This window comes from Chloroflexus sp. MS-G (assembly GCF_000735195.1).
Classification (GTDB): Bacteria; Chloroflexota; Chloroflexia; order Chloroflexales; family Chloroflexaceae; genus Chloroflexus.
Map to the genome: position 1 here is coordinate 60,104 of NZ_JPIM01000005.1, position 17,519 is coordinate 77,622.

At 54.9% G+C, this 17,519-nt stretch carries 13 protein-coding genes; 4 read left to right on the forward strand and 9 right to left on the reverse strand.

All coding sequences use genetic code 11. The features are described 5' to 3' along the window. Positions 1-64 precede the first annotated feature (64 nt). On the forward strand, positions 65-1,537 hold the full coding sequence (purF, locus tag JE47_RS0101835; protein ID WP_031458126.1) for an amidophosphoribosyltransferase: 1,473 nt from the start codon (positions 65-67) through the stop codon (positions 1,535-1,537). A gap of 423 nt (positions 1,538-1,960) precedes the next feature. On the opposite strand, the gene JE47_RS0101840 is transcribed toward purF, so the two are convergent. Then, positions 1,961-3,532 (reverse strand): amidase, encoded by a 1,572-nt coding sequence (locus JE47_RS0101840; protein ID WP_442856902.1) that lies wholly within the window; start codon positions 3,530-3,532, stop codon positions 1,961-1,963. Positions 3,533-3,628: 96 nt separating this feature from the next. Beyond that, complete coding sequence (locus JE47_RS0101845; RefSeq protein WP_031458128.1) at positions 3,629-6,538, reverse strand: insulinase family protein; 2,910 nt, start codon at positions 6,536-6,538, stop codon at positions 3,629-3,631. A 78-nt stretch (positions 6,539-6,616) separates the two neighbouring features. On the opposite strand from JE47_RS0101845, the gene JE47_RS0101850 reads away from it, so the two are divergent. After that, a complete protein-coding gene (locus JE47_RS0101850) occupies positions 6,617-7,585 on the forward strand; it encodes a glycosyltransferase (protein ID WP_031458129.1) in 969 nt (322 codons plus the stop codon). A 221-nt stretch (positions 7,586-7,806) separates the two neighbouring features. Here JE47_RS0101850 and JE47_RS0101855 read toward each other — a convergent pair whose 3' ends face one another. The 3 genes from JE47_RS0101855 to JE47_RS0101865 form a co-directional block, all read right to left on the reverse strand. Then, positions 7,807-8,160 (reverse strand): hypothetical protein, encoded by a 354-nt coding sequence (locus tag JE47_RS0101855; protein WP_051871046.1) that lies wholly within the window; start codon positions 8,158-8,160, stop codon positions 7,807-7,809. Continuing rightward, positions 8,157-8,660 carry a DUF4405 domain-containing protein gene (locus JE47_RS0101860; RefSeq protein WP_031458131.1) on the reverse strand — a complete coding sequence of 168 codons (504 nt, stop codon included), beginning with the start codon at positions 8,658-8,660 and terminating at the stop codon, positions 8,157-8,159. The genes JE47_RS0101855 and JE47_RS0101860 overlap by 4 nt, the downstream gene beginning before the upstream one ends. 582 nt (positions 8,661-9,242) lie before the next feature. Then, the gene (locus JE47_RS0101865; protein ID WP_031458132.1) at positions 9,243-9,437 is read right to left on the reverse strand and encodes a YgaP family membrane protein; all 195 of its coding nucleotides are present in this window, start codon (positions 9,435-9,437) and stop codon (positions 9,243-9,245) included. 287 nt (positions 9,438-9,724) lie between these two features. Between JE47_RS0101865 and JE47_RS0101870 the strand changes: the two genes are divergently transcribed. After that, positions 9,725-10,876, forward strand: a complete 1,152-nt coding sequence (locus tag JE47_RS0101870; protein ID WP_031458133.1) for a glycosyltransferase — start codon at positions 9,725-9,727, stop codon at positions 10,874-10,876. A 102-nt stretch (positions 10,877-10,978) separates the two neighbouring features. On the opposite strand, the gene JE47_RS0101875 is transcribed toward JE47_RS0101870, so the two are convergent. Then, positions 10,979-12,235, reverse strand: coding sequence for an MFS transporter (locus JE47_RS0101875; protein WP_031458134.1), 1,257 nt, complete (start codon positions 12,233-12,235; stop codon positions 10,979-10,981). Positions 12,236-12,644: 409 nt separating this feature from the next. Here JE47_RS0101875 and JE47_RS0101880 point away from each other — a divergent pair, with 409 nt between their 5' ends. Next, entirely contained in the window at positions 12,645-13,124 is a 480-nt protein-coding gene (locus tag JE47_RS0101880) for a nitroreductase/quinone reductase family protein (RefSeq protein ID WP_236631103.1), read from the forward strand. Here JE47_RS0101880 and JE47_RS0101885 read toward each other — a convergent pair. From JE47_RS0101885 to JE47_RS0101895, 3 genes are all read right to left on the reverse strand, one after another. Beyond that, positions 13,108-15,375 carry an ABC transporter permease subunit gene (locus JE47_RS0101885; RefSeq protein ID WP_031458136.1) on the reverse strand — a complete coding sequence of 756 codons (2,268 nt, stop codon included), beginning with the start codon at positions 15,373-15,375 and terminating at the stop codon, positions 13,108-13,110. The genes JE47_RS0101880 and JE47_RS0101885 overlap by 17 nt on opposite strands. A gap of 5 nt (positions 15,376-15,380) precedes the next feature. Continuing rightward, on the reverse strand, positions 15,381-16,328 hold the full coding sequence (locus tag JE47_RS0101890; RefSeq protein ID WP_031458137.1) for an ABC transporter ATP-binding protein: 948 nt from the start codon (positions 16,326-16,328) through the stop codon (positions 15,381-15,383). A 219-nt stretch (positions 16,329-16,547) separates the two neighbouring features. Then, on the reverse strand, positions 16,548-17,519 hold a 972-nt coding region (locus JE47_RS0101895), incomplete at its 5' end, for an NYN domain-containing protein (protein ID WP_152555982.1).

Below are 17,519 nucleotides of genomic sequence, written 5' to 3' on the forward strand. Positions count from 1 at the left end.
TACTTTCTATAGCATGCAATGATGCAACCCGTCCCCAAACCTGCGCGCAGGAGGATACATTCTCATGAACGATCAATCGCTGACCGGCGTAGCTGATCGTAATGATACCATTGCTGAAGGTTTCGCAATCCCCACTGTATCAGACGATAAACCAGTTCACGAATGTGGTATTTTCGGGATTGTTGCCGCTGACGCCGACGTTGCCCGCCTGACATTTTTTGGTCTTTACGCGCTCCAACATCGCGGTCAGGAAAGTGCCGGCATTGCAGTGAGTAACGGCCGCAGTATTCGCTACTACAAAAACATGGGGCTGGTAGCCCAGGTCTTTGATGAAGAGAAATTACGTCCGCTGAGCGGCTACATGGCGATTGGTCATACCCGCTATTCAACCACCGGTTCATCAAAACTTGAAAACGCGCAACCCTTCGTGGTCGAGAGCGCATTAGGCCCACTGGCCGTCGGACACAACGGCAACCTGACCAACGCAGCGGTGCTGCGACGCGAATTGCTACAGCGCGGCGTAGGTCTGACGAGTAGCAGTGACAGTGAGGTCATTACCCAAATGCTGGCTGGGGGCGAAGGGCGCACATGGGAAGAGAAGTTAAAGGTCTTTATGGTGCGTGCCCAGGGTGCCTACTGTCTAACCGTACTGACTCGCGATGCACTTTACGCGGTACGTGATCCGTGGGGCCTACACCCCTTGTGTCTAGGGCAACTAAGCGATCAGGGCTGGGTAGTGGCTTCGGAAAGCTGCGCTCTTGGGACTATTGGCGCAACCTTTGTGCGCGAAATTGAACCAGGTGAGATTGTAAAGATTACGCTCGATGGCCCACAAACGATTACGCTTCAACCATCGTTGCGGACTGCTGCCTGTCTGTTCGAGTATATCTATTTCGCACGACCCGACAGCATACTTCATGGTAAAGTGTTACACGCAATTCGGGTGGCGCAGGGACGTGAACTGGCCCGTGAAGCACCTTGTGACGCCGATGTGGTGATAGCGGTGCCTGATAGTGCGACACCCGCAGCAATTGGTTATGCCCAAGAGTCAGGGATTCCCTATTCAGAAGGGTTAATCAAGAATCGGTATATCGGTCGCACATTTATCCAACCCGACGACCGGCTCCGTCAATTGGGTATCGCCCTCAAGTTCAATGCGCTTCCCGATAATCTTGCCGGGAAACGTGTGGTGCTGGTTGACGACAGCATCGTGCGCGGTAACACCAGTGGGCCGATTGTGCGATTGCTCCGTGAAGCCGGTGCACGCGAAGTACACGTGCGCGTCTCATCGCCACCTATTCGCCATCCTTGCTTCCTGGGGGTTGATATGGCGACCTACCCTGAATTGATCGCACACCGCCTGACGATTGAGGGCATTCGGCAACACCTCGGTGCCGATAGTCTGGCCTATCTGAGCCTTGAAGGTCTGATCCGTTCTACCGGTCGTGATCCGTCAACCTTCTGTACCGGCTGTTTCACCGGACATTATCCGGTTGAAGTCGAGCTGGTTGATAAAGAAGTTTTTGAGGTGCGGTGAAGGCAGCCCATCCGTGTGGGACACGCCGCTAAGATATATGGACTGCTGAAGCATCGTTTCAGCAGTCCACCGTCTCAAAACCTGATCAAAAACCCGGATTTTTCATTGGGCACGTACCGTGCCTGAACAACCATTTGGAACGTTGCCAACACTCTTTCGCTCCCGCACCCCACCTTTCCCCTTCCGCTCCCCGTAGCGGAGAGGAAGGAGGCCAGGGGGAAGGTGAGGGCCGCCAGCCGCGCTCCGCAGGACGGACACTGACACGGTTGCAACTCATCCTCTCAGCGTATTCAGATACACACTTAGAGCCTATCCGAATAATCGTCTCACGGTACGGCGGATACAACCTGATAAATGTACGGGCGCAGCGGCGCTGCGCCCCAACCGAATCTTCTTCTACGACAGGGTATTCCGGATAGGCTCTTAGTCATCACCCTCGATACGCTGACGATACGTTGGTGGTTCGCGCAATCGCGTAGCCTGCTCAAAAGCGTATGCCAATCGGATCAGCATCGGTTCCGACCACGCCGTACCGATGAAGTTGATCGCAATCGGCAAACTGAATGCCATACCTGCCGGCACGGTTACCATCGGATAACCAGCACGGGCAGCGAGTGAGCTACTCCCGCCAGGATAACGGTCGCCACCAATCAGATCAATCGGCCAGGCTAGACCGGTTGCCGGTGCAACCAGTGCATCGAGCTGCTGTTCGTAGAGCAGGGTATCAAGAGCCTGACGGCTGGCATCACGACTGGCCGTCAGCGCCTGCTGATATACTGGATCATCCAGGTCACCGGCGGCAGCGGCTCGCAGCAGCAATTCCTGCCCAAAGAAGCGCAATTCTTGATCGGCATGTTGTTCGTTAAAGGCAATCAATTCTGCTAACGAACGTGGTGAAGAAACCGATGCCTGCGGATCAGGAACACGACTCGCCAGGTAACGATTCAGCGCGGCTTTGAATTCGTAGATCAGCACGGTTAGCTCAGCATCATTAAACGATAGCACCTCATCGGGTAGCGAGACCGGATCAACCACATGCGCACCCGCATCACGCATCACCATCAGCGCCGTTGTTAACGCACGTTCAACGTGACGACCAAAACCGGCGAAGCGGTCACTGCGCAAAACACCGATCCGTGCGCCGCGTAGTGCATCAGCCTGGAGACAACTACGGTAGTCAGGACGAGCATGACCGGCAGCGGCCGCCGTTGCCGGATCGCGAGGGTCTGGACCGGCAATGATGCCGAGCACAGTCGCCGCATCGGCCACACAACGGGCATGAGGACCAACGGTATCTTGCGTTGAGCTGATCGGAACTACCCCTGCACGACTGGTTAAGCCAACCGTAGGTTTGATGCCAACCACACCACACAATGCCGATGGACACGAGATCGAGCCGTCGGTCTCAGTGCCGATTGCCGCAACACAAAGACTGGCTGCCACCGCAATCGCCGATCCCGAGCTCGAACCACATGGGCTGCGCGTCAGAACATACGGATTCCGCGCCTGTCCGCCACGAGCACTCCAGCCGCTTGATGAGGTTGTACTGCGGAAATTCGCCCACTCGCTCAAGTTCGCTTTGCCGAGAATAACAGCGCCAGCGGCCCGTAAACGAGCGGCAACGGTGGCTTCGCTGGCCGGACGCGAGCCAAGCAGCGCCAATGAACCGGCAGTCGTTGCGGTGTCATCCAGCGTGTCAATGTTGTCCTTAAGCACAATCGGTATACCGTGCAACGGACTACGCGGCCCACGTCTCGCACGTTCTTGATCAAGTGCAATCGCCGTTTCCAACGCTGTCCGGCTGACCTCGATGAGAGCGTTGAGGCACGGCCCAGCTCGATTAAGCGCTGCAATCCGCTCGAGGCAGGCCACCGTCAACGCTTCTGCCGTTAGGGTACCGGCTTCCATCGCTGCCTGTAGATCGGCAATAGTCGCTTCGTAAGCTACTGTTCCAATTGAGCTGGTCGGATCGTTGACCGTCATGGCCTCCTCCAGAGCAGTATCAAAGGCAGGGCGGTAAAGCAATTGCGCTACCCACTCGTCTATCGTCTGTTGATGCGATAGACGAGTGGGTGATATTGCAGTAGTCGCTTACAAGACCTTCACCGGGGTCAACAGGCCGGGTCGTTCACGATTGGCTGCCTCAATCGCTTCAGCCGATCCCAGCACCGCCACCTGACCATGATCGCGCAGTGCCGCAGCAGCTTCAGCAAAGGCCACAAAATCGGCAGGCGTTGTCGCTAATACCTGATCACGAATCTGCTGGCGATACTCATCACTGACACTGGTTAAATAACGCACCAGCGCCGTGTAGCCTTTGGCATCCGGTAACTGATAAGCATCCATATCGCCAATCGTTCCGATAATTGCTCGTTCGACCGTTGCTGGATCGAGAGCCACCGTTTGCAAGTACGTAGCCATCTCATCGTAGACATCCAGGGTGCGCAACAGGTTGGGGTCGCGGTACGAGGTTGTGATGAAAAGACCGCTGCTGCGATCATAGCTACCACCAGCGCCATAAGCGCCACCCTGAATCCGAATCCGGTCGAGCAGATAGTCAATCCGCAGATGCCGCAGAACGACCATCGCCGAGCCACTCGGACGAATGCCGTAGAGATGGAGGTTAACCCCCTTCGCGACATAGTTTACCTGCGCCGGAATAATCAGCCCTTCGCCACCATCAGTACTGATCGTCGGCCACGAGACGGGTGTGTACGGTTGATCAGGCAGTTCGGCGAGCAAGCCCTGCAACATCGGTACGACCGTCTTTTGCCCTTCAGCATCGAGCGTTAGATTTGCGACCAAGCCACGCCGGTTGATCAACGCCGAGCGCACATGCTCCAGATCGGCCAACACACCAGGCCAATCCTGGGTTATCCGCTGCTCGAGTTGGCGCAGGAAGAAGATCGCCGAAATACCACCCATCTGTTCATCAGCCCACTCAGCAGGCGTAAAACGTGCTGCCAGACGCTGACGAGCGTAGGCGTTTCCTGCCGGCACCAACGACGATTCCTTATTGGCACGAGCACGCAAAACAATCTGGCGGAAGCGCTCAGCATTGTCGAGATTCACCGTGAGCAAAATCTCACTCAACAACTTGAGCAGCTCCGACGCCTTTGCCAGCGTACTCTTACCACGGACTATCAGCCGACCAACCGGCTCAACCGAGACAAGATCAGTGGCGGTCATCGTTCCTGCCGAAATACCACCAGTTTCACGGCCAATCCGCTGTAAGAGCCGCACAAAATCGGAGGTAGCCGTTCCCATCTCGGTCAGAGCGCGGGCAAAGAGTGGGACGTAAGGCAAGAGATGTGGTGGCAATGCTCGCAAATCGAACGCCAGATCGAGATACACAATACCATTCGTGAACAGTGAATGGCGCAGCAATGGTACGCCGGCCAGTTCGTCAATCTCGGTTGGAATACGCTTGACATGGCGGTCAAGATCAGACAAATGCAGCGTCGGGATAGCCGCCAGCGCTTCTGGTGGATCAGGGGTCTGCTGCCATTCAGTCAGCGCCTGAGTTTCAGCAACCAGCGCCGCCCGCTTGTCGGCATCTAACGTGGCAGCAAACGCCTCGATTCGTTGTTGCTCGGCAGCCGCCAGCCGAGCGGCATGGTCAGGGTCAGGACGCAAGGTAACCCGTGTACGGTGCGGGTTATCGAGCAGCAGCTCGCGGATCATGCGCTCGAAGAGACGTTCGCCATTGGCGACCGCAGCGCGTACTGCGGCCAGCGGTGCCTCAAAGCGCAACGGCGCAATTGGATCATCGTCGTAGAGCCAGGTACCCAACGCGCGCATCATCAGCACCAGACCACGTGGGAAGCTACCGGTATTATTTTCGCGCAGACTGAACTCGAAGGTATTAAAGGCAGCGGCTACAGTTTCAGGATCGAACCCATGTTCAGCCAGATCGTGCAACGTGCGCAGAATCAGCTCCTCAACCTGTTCGGCCCGCGCCGGATCAATCCCTTTCATGCCAACCGAAAACGTATGCTGGAGCAAATCGCTCTCATAACCGCCCAAAACCTCTTCGCCCAGACCCGAATCGATCAGAGCCTTACGTAAAGGCGCGGCTGCGTTGCCCAACAGCATATAGCTCAACAGTTCACGCGCCATGAGCTGGGTCGGGTCGCGATTGTCATCGAGCAGCCAGTTGAGCATAACCATGCCCTTCTGCTGCTCTTCGCTAGCGGCACTGAAGGTATACTCAAGTGTCCGCGGTGCATCGAAGCGCTCCTGTTTCTCGATCTGCGATGGCGGATCGATCCGCTCAAACTGACTGAGACACTCATCGAGGATGCGTAACCGCTCCTCCGGTGGATCATCACCGTAGAAGAAGATACGGGCGTTTGAGGGGTGGTACAACGTCTCGTGAAAACGCTTGAACGCCTCGTAAGTCAGATCGGGAATAACCAGCGGATCGCCACCTGACGAATGACCATATGTCGTGTCTGGGAAGAGCGACTGCTGCGAGTAGCGGTAGAGCATCCCATCAGGCGAGGAGTAAGCGCCTTTCATCTCGTTGTACACTACCCCCTTAATCGTCAGCGGTGCATCAGGCGCCGGTAGCTCGAAGTGCCAGCCCTCTTGCTTGAGTATTTCGGGCGTGATACGCGGGAAAAACACCGCATCCAGATAGACATCAACCAGATTGTAGAAGTCTTTCAGATTGGTGCTGGCCACAGGATACGATGTTTTATCAGGAAACGTTATCGCATTCAGGAACGTATGTACTGATCCCTTAACCAACGTAAAGAAGGGGTCTTTCACCGGATACTTGCGTGAGCCGCAGAGCACCGAATGCTCGAGAATGTGTGCAACCCCGGTTGAGTCGCGGGGCGGAGTACGAAAGGTAATACCGAAGCATTTATTTTCATCATCGTTTTCGAGAGAGAGAACTTCGGCGCCGGTTTTGATATGGCGATACAAACGAGCGCGTGTGTTCAATTCGGGAATGAACTCATCGCGCAGTAATTCAAATCCGTGCACACTTGTCATGACCACCTCGTCTGGTACAATACGCTCAATGTTGGTACATACAAGTATTGTACCAGAAGCTGTTGATATGTGGCGACTATGAACCAGGTTACGGTTTCGATCATCTGTACGGTACGTGATGAAGCTGACAATGTTGCGGCACTGCTCGATTCAATGCTTGCCCAGACTCGTGCCGCTGATGAGATTGTGATGAACGATTGTCAGAGCGTCGATGCAACACCGGCAATCATAGCCGCCTATGCAGCGCGTTACCCGCAGATTCGGCTGGTGCGCGGCGGACATAACATTTCTTCAGGGCGCAACAATGCTATTCGGCATGCCCGTGGCACAATCATCGCCAGTACCGACGCCGGTCTAACCCTTGATCCGCACTGGTTGGCCCGCATCATCGCTCCTATCGAAACCGGCGAAGCCGATCTGGTCGGTGGGTTCTTTCATCCGACCCCCCGTTCGCTCTTCGCCCTGGCCCTGGGCGAGACGAACTACCGCCGTAGTTATGAGATCGATCCGGCTGCTTTCCTGCCTTTCGGTAAATCAATGGCATTTCGTAAAGAGGTATGGGAGATGGTCGGTGGCTTTCCAGAGTGGGCCAGTCATTGCGAAGATCTGCTCTTCGATTTGGCCGTCGAACGGGCCGGCTTTCGCCGTACCTTCGTCCCTGAAGCAGTAGTTCACTTTACCCCTCGTTCTACCCTGCGCGCTTTCCTGCGACAATACTACACCTACGCCCGAGGTGATGGACGGGCCGGCTTATGGACATACCGCCATCTCCTGCGCTATACCATCTATTCAACCCTGAGTGGATTATTAGCGATTGGGCTGAACAGGCCACGCCTCAGAGCATTCATTGGCCTCTTGATCGGGTCAGGTGTAGTATTCTATACCCATGGCCCCTACCGACGGCTCTGGTCACGGTTGGGCGGTCGCTCACTGGGTGAACGGTTGATTGCATTGAGCCTCGTGCCGTTGATTCGTCTGACCGGTGACACGGCCAAGATGGTTGGTTATCCGGTTGGCGTATGGCAGCGATGGCGTGCACGAGTATAGACACGTGATCCGATATGACGGGAAAGAGAAGAGTGAGAGCTGAAACACGAGCAGGGCGGAGAACCCTCGCTGATCTTTTTCCGGCCCTTTGCTGTTGTGGGTGAGAGGTGTCAAGTATCCTTCGCAGCATTGCCTCGGAAAACCCAGCTTTGATTCCCACCGAGGGTCACCGTGTTTGCCGGTTCCCTCGGTGATAACTTGGCAACGGCGATCAACATGAACTACGACTCACCGAACATTGCTGACCGACGCATGCGTTGGCTGGTAGAGCGCAGGATACGGTCGATAATAACGACGATTCCGGTAATAATGCCGATCTTGACCAGAGTACCCAACATGTCGCCTACGCCGTCCAGTGATGGCTCTTCAAAGTGGCGCTCACCACGTTCGCCAAACTCGCCGAAACCTCTTCCAGGGCGCATAAACCCCTCACGACGTTCCCCATCCACAAAACGCTCTGAACGAGCGGTATCAGGGTTGATCGGTAGCATGTTTTGCATTCGTAGCCAGTTCATCCCCATCACAATGAGCCAGGCAACACCCAGAATAATGAGGATACGTCCGATCAGCTTCATTGGTTCGCTCCTTCCATTTGGCGCGATACTGCAACCGACCGACTCGCACGACGGACAGGTATGATTCGGCGCAGCATCCCCATAATCCAACTCCAGTGGATCGCAACATGAAGACCCAACAAGAGTACGGTTATATCCGAGGCTTGATGGTGCAAAAACTCTAGGGTGCGATCACGAGCCATTGTAATCCCAAGCAGCGGCAAGGCTTCACGGGAGATTAAAATTCCAGTAGCGATTGTCACTGTAAAGGAGACGAAGAGAAGCGCGTTGAGGAGGTAATTCAAACGTGAACGCCAGGTCGTCTTCGTGAACAATCGCTTGCCAATGCTGATAATCCAGGTCCAGTGTAAGAGCAGGTGCGTGATAATCGCTGCGGCGAGTGACAGGCTCAACCACTCATGAATCGTCAGTCCGCTCAAACGAGGAGCAGTCGCGATTAAAAAGGCGAGAAACATCGCCCCATCGATCAGAAAGTTGATCCAATTCTGCTTCATCTTCATGGGAACCTCCGTCGATCAAATTGTCTAGCGTGATCTCTACATCACAGTCTGACAGAGGATTGTGAAAAACTTGTGTAGTCGCTGCGAGAAGAAAATGAAGACTTGCTGCATCAACCCGCCCATCCAACATTAGGGGCAAGATTATTCAACGTTTTCACCTTACCCGGCGGTGGTGAGGAAGAGGGGAGAGAGGAGTGAGGAGAGAGAGCGCTTCCCCCATTGCACTCTCTCCTACCGCTTCCGTTGAAAAGAGGACAGTGCCGATCAATAGCACTGTCCCCCAACGAATGCGCTACACCCTCTCACCGTTCTCACCCCTGGTAAGCGAGGGCGGGGGCCAGGGGTAAGGTGAGGGGGCCAGCCGTGCTGATGCGACGAACGCTGATTTCCACGCAAACCCAGCGGTTGGTTAGCCCATCACCCCTCGATTCCCTGAAAGCGGGGAATTCACACGCATTAAGGTCCTTCTCCAGCCTGACCGCACGACGCAAGCCAGAGGTAAAGGAACCCGTGCGAATCAATCGTAGAAGGGGGGAACGAAATTCCCCCCTTCTCCTCCTGTCTTAAACCAACTTTAGCCGACTAACGGGTTTTGATCCGAAACGGCAGATACAATGGGCAGAAACCTATCGCACTGGTAGCCAGGAAAACCACTGCCAGAATACCGGCAATCCACGCCCATACTCCCGACAGAACGTTCGTAACGATCAGCACGGCTACAACCAATGCCACGACCACACGTATAATGCGATCGATATTACCCATATTCGGTGTCATTTTCCCCTCCTTAATCAATGTTTTGCCCGCCAGGTCTGATTTCAGAATAGCAGAACGCTCGCAAATCATCAGTGACAAAGTCACACGAGCGCATTGATAAGAGCACTCCCAAAGCGCAGACCGCCAGCTCAGAGCGTAAGAGCCTATCTGAAATAGCCCGTTGCAGGCAGAGATCGGGATGCGCGGTTCGTGAACCGTCTGTGCATCAGGGTTCACTCGTGGTTTACCCTCACTCTGCTCACTTGTGGTATCGTATGGCAGACCTGACAAACGTGGAGCGTGGTCGTATGCGAATCCTGTTCATCACCGGTGAGTACCCACCTCAGCCGGGCGGAGTTGGCGATTACACCCAACGACTAGGCCAGACCCTGGCAAATGCCGGGCATGAGATTCTGGTCTTAACAATCGTGCAGCAGCGCTGGCGCATCTTAAGAGTTTCACCCGAGGGCGATCAAGCGCTTTCTTCTGATCGTGGAATGGCTAGTTGGCGCCTTATTGGGCTAGGGTCACTCATCAGACATATACGGCGACTCCAACCCGATTGGTGTCACATTCAGTATCAAACTGGCGCCTATGGGATGCACATCGGGGTGAACGTGCTCCCCACTATCTTACGGCATAGCAATATTGCCACTGCGATCACCTACCACGATCTGCTTCCACCGTACCTCTTTCCGAAAGCAGGGATGGTTCGCGAATGGGTTACTCTGCTGCCAGCACGGACAGCGACAGCAGTTATCGTCACTAACCCCGAAGATGAAGCCAAATTACGCACAAGCGGTCTTCAACCACACCTGATTCCCATTGGCGCAAATATCGAGCCGGTACTTCCGCCAGACTATGACCGCACAGCATGGCGTTCTGAACTAGGTGTCACCGGTGATAAAGCGTTGATCGGATATTTCGGTCTCTTGTCACCGAGTAAGGGGATTGATCTCCTGATCGACGTTGTGATCGATCATCCGCAGTGGCACTTACTGATCATCGGCGGCACAGCTACCTCTGCGACCGATCGTGCGTTTGCCGAACAGGTGTACCGACGCCTGAGCATACCCGCTCTCCGCGACCGAGTTATCGTGACCGGTCACGTGACTGCTGGGCAAGTATCTGCCCATTTGAGCGCATGTGATCTGGTTGTACTCCCATTTCGCGACGGTGCCTCACTCCGACGCGGCAGCTTACTCGCCGCACTGGCTCACGGTTGTGCCGTGATCACCACACCACCAGCCTCTTCTACGACCGCCGCTGCCTTAACCGGGGTTGTACAGTTTGCCGCCGCTCGCCCAGATGCCCTGACCACCGCAATAACGACCTTGCTGAAGAACCCGATAGCCCGTACCCGTCTGAGTGAAGCGGCACGCACCGCTGCGCGTCGGTTCGACTGGCAGGCGATCGGTGCTGCTCACATCGAACTGTATCAGTCGTACATGAAGTGCTGAATAGCTCTGCCTTTCCACTGTAGGGGTCGTCATCATTACCGGTTACCGTGATACCGTATCAGCGATGGCTGCGCCAGATCATTTACTCAATGCAAACGACAATCAATCCATACCCTTCACAGCCGACCGCAACGGCTGCCCCCACCAGAGCGCCGCACTCAACGGCACTAAACAGAGCATCGCACCGAACAGGCAAAGGGCAAGGTAGCCCAATCCGGCCAGGATGAAACCACTGCTCAGACTGCCAAACGCTGAGCCAAGGTTGACCAGCAGATCGCTAAGCCCCTGTACTGCACCACGTTCACCGGCTGTTGTGGCATCAGCCAACAGTGAAGAACCGGCAATGTAGCACAAGTTCCAGCCCAAACCCACCAGAAATAGCCCTACCGCTAACCAGGGGGTCAACAGGGATGCTGGCGCGATGAGGGCGCCGGCAATGAGGAGCCAGGTACCGATGATGATGGTCGGGGTGCGTCCCAGTCTATCGATAAGGCGTCCGGTGAGCATCGAGAGGCCAAACATCCCAAAGATGTGTGCACCAATGACTAGTGAAATGCTATCAAGGCCATGGTGATGATGACTCATGTGGAGTGAGGTGACACTCATTACCAATACCATCACCACTTGCCCCAGTACCATACTGATTAAACCGGTACGCACTGATGGCAGACGTAAAATGGCCCCTGGCGATCGGGTCACGGGTTGAAGCTGATTGACCGAAGTAGTGTGACGCCCTGGACGGATCGCTAACAATCGCGGATCAGGGTGCAAGAACAGGAACAGGGTCAACGCTGCTAGTCCAAAGAGGATCGCACCCCCAAACATTGGCCCGGTCAATTCAGGCAACCCACCGGCAAGCGCGATCTGACCAAGTGGCCCGACGAGCAGTGGACCGCCAACGGCGCCGATTGTGCTGGCAAAAACCACCGTACTGATTGCACTGGCACGTCGATCAGGATGTACGGCATCGGCAGCAGCATAACGACTCTGATCGGTAATCCCTCGTGCTGTACCGACCAGAAATAGCCCGATTAAAAAGAGGGGGAAGGAATGGCCGATGACTGCTATCCCATCGATTAGCATTCCACTTACGCCAAGGAGCATGCCGATGATCAACCCTGGACGACGGCCAAACCGCTGCATCGCCCGTCCGGCCGGATATGCGGCTATCGCTGCACCAGCCAACATCAGCGTCGAGGGTAATCCGGCCAGCGCATCGTTGCCACTCAAACGGGCGCCAACAATCGCGTTGACTGCAATGTTGGCAATAAAGGCGGCTGAGGCTAAGCTCTGCGCCAGGAAGAGGGCACTGATGATCCGGCGCGTCACTGCGGTAAGGTCAAGTGAAGATTCCTGCATGCATGTACTCCCTGGCACCATAAACTTCTGTGTGTATTATAAGAGATTTTTGTCTTGTCAAGTATCACTGATAACACGGCAACGATAAGTATCGCCACATGCACGAACAATCTGGTATGATCTTTAGTGGCTGTCCGGAATATCCTGTCGCAGAAGGAGATCAGTTGGGGCGCAGCGGCGCTGCGCCCGTACCGCTATCAGGTTTCGTCCGCCGTATCGTGAGACGATTATTCGGATAGGCTCTTCGCCACACAAAGAGCAGATGCCCCGTCTATCTGCCCTTCAGTACTGTCGCCGTGCAAATGCTCTGCCGAGAGGTAATGTGCTGCGTATCGCGAAAACCGAATCGCATGCAGAACATTTCCTTCACGGCATTCCAGGCCGAAAAAACTGTGTCACGATTATGAGAATGTTTCGCCGTTTACAACAGATGATCGCCCGTCTTTCTGCTACACGCCCTGGTGCCTGGGTTGTGCGAACGTGTATCCAGCCACTTGACCGATTTGTACTCTGGATCAGTGGTGGACGATTCGGTATCGTATCACTGTTTTATCCAACGCTTGTACTGATTACGACAGGCGCTCGTAGCGGGATGCAGCGCCGAACCCCGCTTATCTTTTTTCCTGATGGAAGTCGCCTGGTGTTGGTAGCATCCAATTTTGGGCGCCCGCACCATCCGGGGTGGTACTACAACGTCCTGGCCAACCCGCAGGTACATGTCAATATCTACGGTCACACCTTCTCCTGTCGGGCACGCGAAGCCGTTGGCATCGAGTATCTGGAGCTATGGGAACGGGCCGTGCGTTATTATCCGGGTTTTGCCGCCTATGCTCGCCGGGCCGGACGTACCGTGCCGATCATCATCCTCGATCTCAATACACCCACATAATGACCAATGGTGTGATCAGGCCTTCGATCAGGGCAGCCACCAGCACGAGTGGCGCAATCATTAGTAGCCAGACCTTGACCATCTGCGCTGCTGCCCACAACAAATTCTCACCGACCGTAAAATCGCCCGGTGTGCTCAACAGAGCGGCTCCCATCCGCAGACCAAGGGCTGCACTAAGCAGAAATGTGGGCAGTTCAATCACGCCGTGCGGGAGCAGGTACGCGATGATGAACTGAAGTGGATCGACTATCGTCGATCCACTTTGTGCGAGAATGCGCCCGCTGATATAGCCAATCTGCGCAAAGACAACCGCCGGCACGAGAAACGGAAACACTCCCAGACTGAACGGCGCCAGCAGGTTCGATAAGATGGATACGCGCAAGTTGTTGGCAAAGACAAAACCTGCCAGGAGTAACGACGGCGCCGGACCATAGGCGAGCATTGTCAATGCCTGTTCGACCGGCGGCAACACCAGCGTTTGCGACAGGGTAAGGCCAAGCACCGTTCCACTCACTGCGGCCAGCATACTGACTGCCAGTGGTAAGCGTAATTCGTAAAGCAGGGCTGGAAACTCATAACGGTAGAAGCGCCATGGCGAGAATGGTAATCCGCGATAGGCATAGAGCGGTGTTCCCGCTGGTTGATACTCGCTGAAGAAACGCCGAAACGTTGACCATATCCGTCGTAAGCTCATCGTTTCACGATTCCGCGAAAAGATTGCTGCACGTTGAAATGTCTGCATTCCACTGCGCAAAAAAGCCAGTGCTACCACCGTGATCGCCAGAATCGCCAACCAGACAACATCGAACCGCCGTGCAATAAAATATGGCGCCTGCGCCTGCAATAGCGCAGTGGTTGGCAGTAAGACTGCCGAGGCCATCATCGAGGCTTCCCGTACACTGCCGGCGTGGATCGAAAAGCTCACCGCGCCCGATACCAGACCAACTGCCACGACGATCGTCAACAGACTCATCAATCCCAATAGTGCCGGCGACATGCCATCGGCATAAAGGGCCGGAACATTGATCGCTACCAGGGCATAAAAGAGGTGCTGAGTGATCAGGGCAGTAATCAGCGGAATCAGAAGCGTTCCCACCATCTTCCCCAAAAAGAGCTGCCAATCAGAAATCGGCAACGCACAGAGCGCCTCAAACGTATTCCGCTCGCGTTCCCCAACGAACGACTCCAGCGCCGCCACTAGCGCAAAGCTCATCGGCACAAAGCCGGCCAGTACACCGACGAACGGAACCAGTGGCCCCAATGCCAGGGGATCATCGAGCTGGGGCAAGATAGCAATGATTGCTGCATTCAGACCGACCGGCATTAAAACGGCCAGAAAACTGAGCAACGTCAGCGAACGCCAGTCACGAGTAATTTCTATCATCTCGCGCCGGGCTACAATCCACACCGGATGACCGCCAAAGTGTGTTATCTGCCGCCGTGATCGCCGCTGCAACCACCCAAACCACGGACGACGGATCTGTTCACGAGCCAGCAGTTCTTCCCGACTAAACGCCCGCATACCTGTATGGATGAGCAGACCAACCAGCGCATTCAATCCCAACCAGATACCGAACACCCCATCCCAATGATTGCCGACGATCAGAAAAGCGATCACCTGTACCAACAACGCCAGGGGTACCAGGATCAGACTAGAGAGCAGACTGGCCGCACGTACCGTAGTGACGTGCGAAGAGATAATCACTGCACCACTCACCATCACCATTGCCATTGTCAGCACCAACGCCAACAAGAGCAGCAGACGTAGCGGATGAAAGGCAACCAATGCTACATCAGGCGCAAACAGGAGCATCACCACCCCAAAGACCACCTGACTGAGGAGTGCACCGATGAGCGGAAGCGCCAGCGCTGCTATCAGCTTGGCAAGGTACAATTCACGATCACTCAGCGGCATTGCCAGCAGTGTCTCAAGCGTATTCCGCTCACGTTCACCGGCAAATGACTCTAGCGCTAGAATGAGCGAAAAGCCAGCCGGTAAAAAGCCAACCAGCAAGATCGCGAACGGAATAATCTGGATAGCCAGTTCGAGTTGTTCGGTAAATCGGATCAGCGCAAGGGCTGCTGCTGAAACCAGCAACGGAAGCGCCAGCGCCAGCAAACCCAGTGGAACCAGTAAGCGCCAGTCGGTCAAGGTATCACGTAATTCGCGGCGTGTAATGAGCCACCACGCCGGGAGTGGCTGAAGCGGACGCAAGAGCATAACCGAACGTGCGAGAGAAAATCGTTTCATCACCTTCACCGGGAATGCGAGGCGTGCGGAGCCTCATCTTCTGCCACAATCCGCAAATAAAGGTCTTCTAATCGACGCGGTTGCTCCGCCAAACTGTACACACTAATCCCGGCTGTCGTCAATCGCTGGAGAATAGCCGGATTTAGCGCTTGAGGTTCAGCAGTTTGCCAGCTCAATCGATCACCGTCAATTATCTGTACATCCACCAAATCGCGTACCAGTGCAACAGCACGTTCCTGATCATCAGGATGTACCAAACGGAGTTCAAAGATTGGATCACCGAGTAACTGCTGGCTTAGCTCAGCAAACGAACCACAGGCAATAATCTGCCCACCACGAATGATTGCAATCCGGTCGGCCAGCTCTTCCGCCTCACTCAGATTATGGGTCGTCAGCAGAATACTCCGTTTCGCACCGCGCAACTCACCAATTGCATCACGCACAGTACGGGCACTCTGGGGATCCATCGCCGTTGTTGGTTCATCAAGAAAGAGCACCGGTGGATCGTGGATCATTGCCCGGATGAGCGCCATTTTCTGGCGCATCCCTTTGGAAAAACTTTCAAGCTGACGGTTACGCACCTCCCACAAGCCAAACTGACGCAAGAGCATCTCACTACGTTGACGGCACACGACTGCATCGAGACCGAGCAACGCGCCGAAGAAGGCCAGATATTCCAGCGCCGCCATCCGCCCGTACAAACCGGGATATTCGGTTAGCAGACCAACCATGCTCCGCACTCGTCGGGCATCACGTACCACATCGTAGCCACAGATGCGCGCCTGACCGCTCCCTGGTGGCAAGATCGCTGCCAGCATACGCACCGTCGTCGTTTTACCGGCGCCGTTTGGCCCCAGCAATGCTACTAGCTCACCTGGCTGCACAACCAGATTCAGATCGCGTACCGCAACAAAATCCCCGAATTGCTTACCGAGATGAATCGCTTCGATCATGGGAACTCATTCTACTGGAACTAGGGTTATGATGACCAGTTTCACATTCCGATTGTATTGTAGCCTAAAACCATTACCGGCGAGGGTGGAAACAGCGAGATGGAAACGAATCCAAAGCGCAAAGAAGAGGAACTTGTTCGGATAGAATATATCAGGGTATCTCTTTCAATCAGGCAGGGAACGTAAATCCAGACCTGCGCCTACCTAACCCTTCCCGAATCAACCCTGTGTCCGGCGTAACCGCACTTCAAGCTGGTTGTTATGTTGCGTGCGGATTTCAAACAGACTAACCTTTTGGCTACAATGAGCCACCAGCTTCGATAAACTGGCGTGTCCAAACCAATTCGGACGAAACGTTGGATCGATTTTTCTGAGTTCATGACCGATGACGGCAACACTCACCCAACCTTCCGCATCACGTTTTGTCGCCTGTAAAATAGCTTTACTGAGTAAAACAACAGCTTCACGCAACGGTCGGGTCGGCGCCTGCACTGGCGGAGATGTCACCATCGGGGTCCTAGTGTGCTGGCTGTTGCTGTTGTGAGCAGCGGGTTGCAGTGCAGTAGGCGGAAGATAGCCATCTGCGGTAGCGGGCTCTGGGGTCGTCTGTGTCGTGAGTTCACCCTGATCAGTTGGTATTGCAGGAGGGATAGAGGCATTGTTCGTCTTGCCGACTACTCCTTCCCCTTTGAGTGAAACAAAACGACTACTGACCGCTTTCAGGGACTCAGCAGTTCGTTCATCACCAATGACGATCACCTCTTTACCGGCTTTACGTAATCGTTTCACCAACGGGGTGTAGTCGCTATCACCGGTAATTAAACAAAACGTATCGATGAATTGGTTGTAAAGCATATCCATTGCATCAACCACGAGCAAAATATCGGTAGCATTCTTGGCGGCAGAAACGCGCTCGTGGTGAACCGGTTGCAACTGGTAGCGAGCCACCGGCTCAATCCAGGCCTGGGTACCCGGTCGTGACCAGTTTGCGTACACACGCTTTACCACCAGCCGACCTTGTTGCTCGGCAACCTTCAGAGTGGTCAGAGCACAGGTTGCAGCACAATTTTCACCATCGATCAGAAGTGCCACCCGCCGAGTGCTAGGGGGTAAAAATGGCAACCGCACACGACGCTGCACCCTGCAGGCTAACCACCACAACCACCTGAGCAGAAAAGAGTTCATAGAATA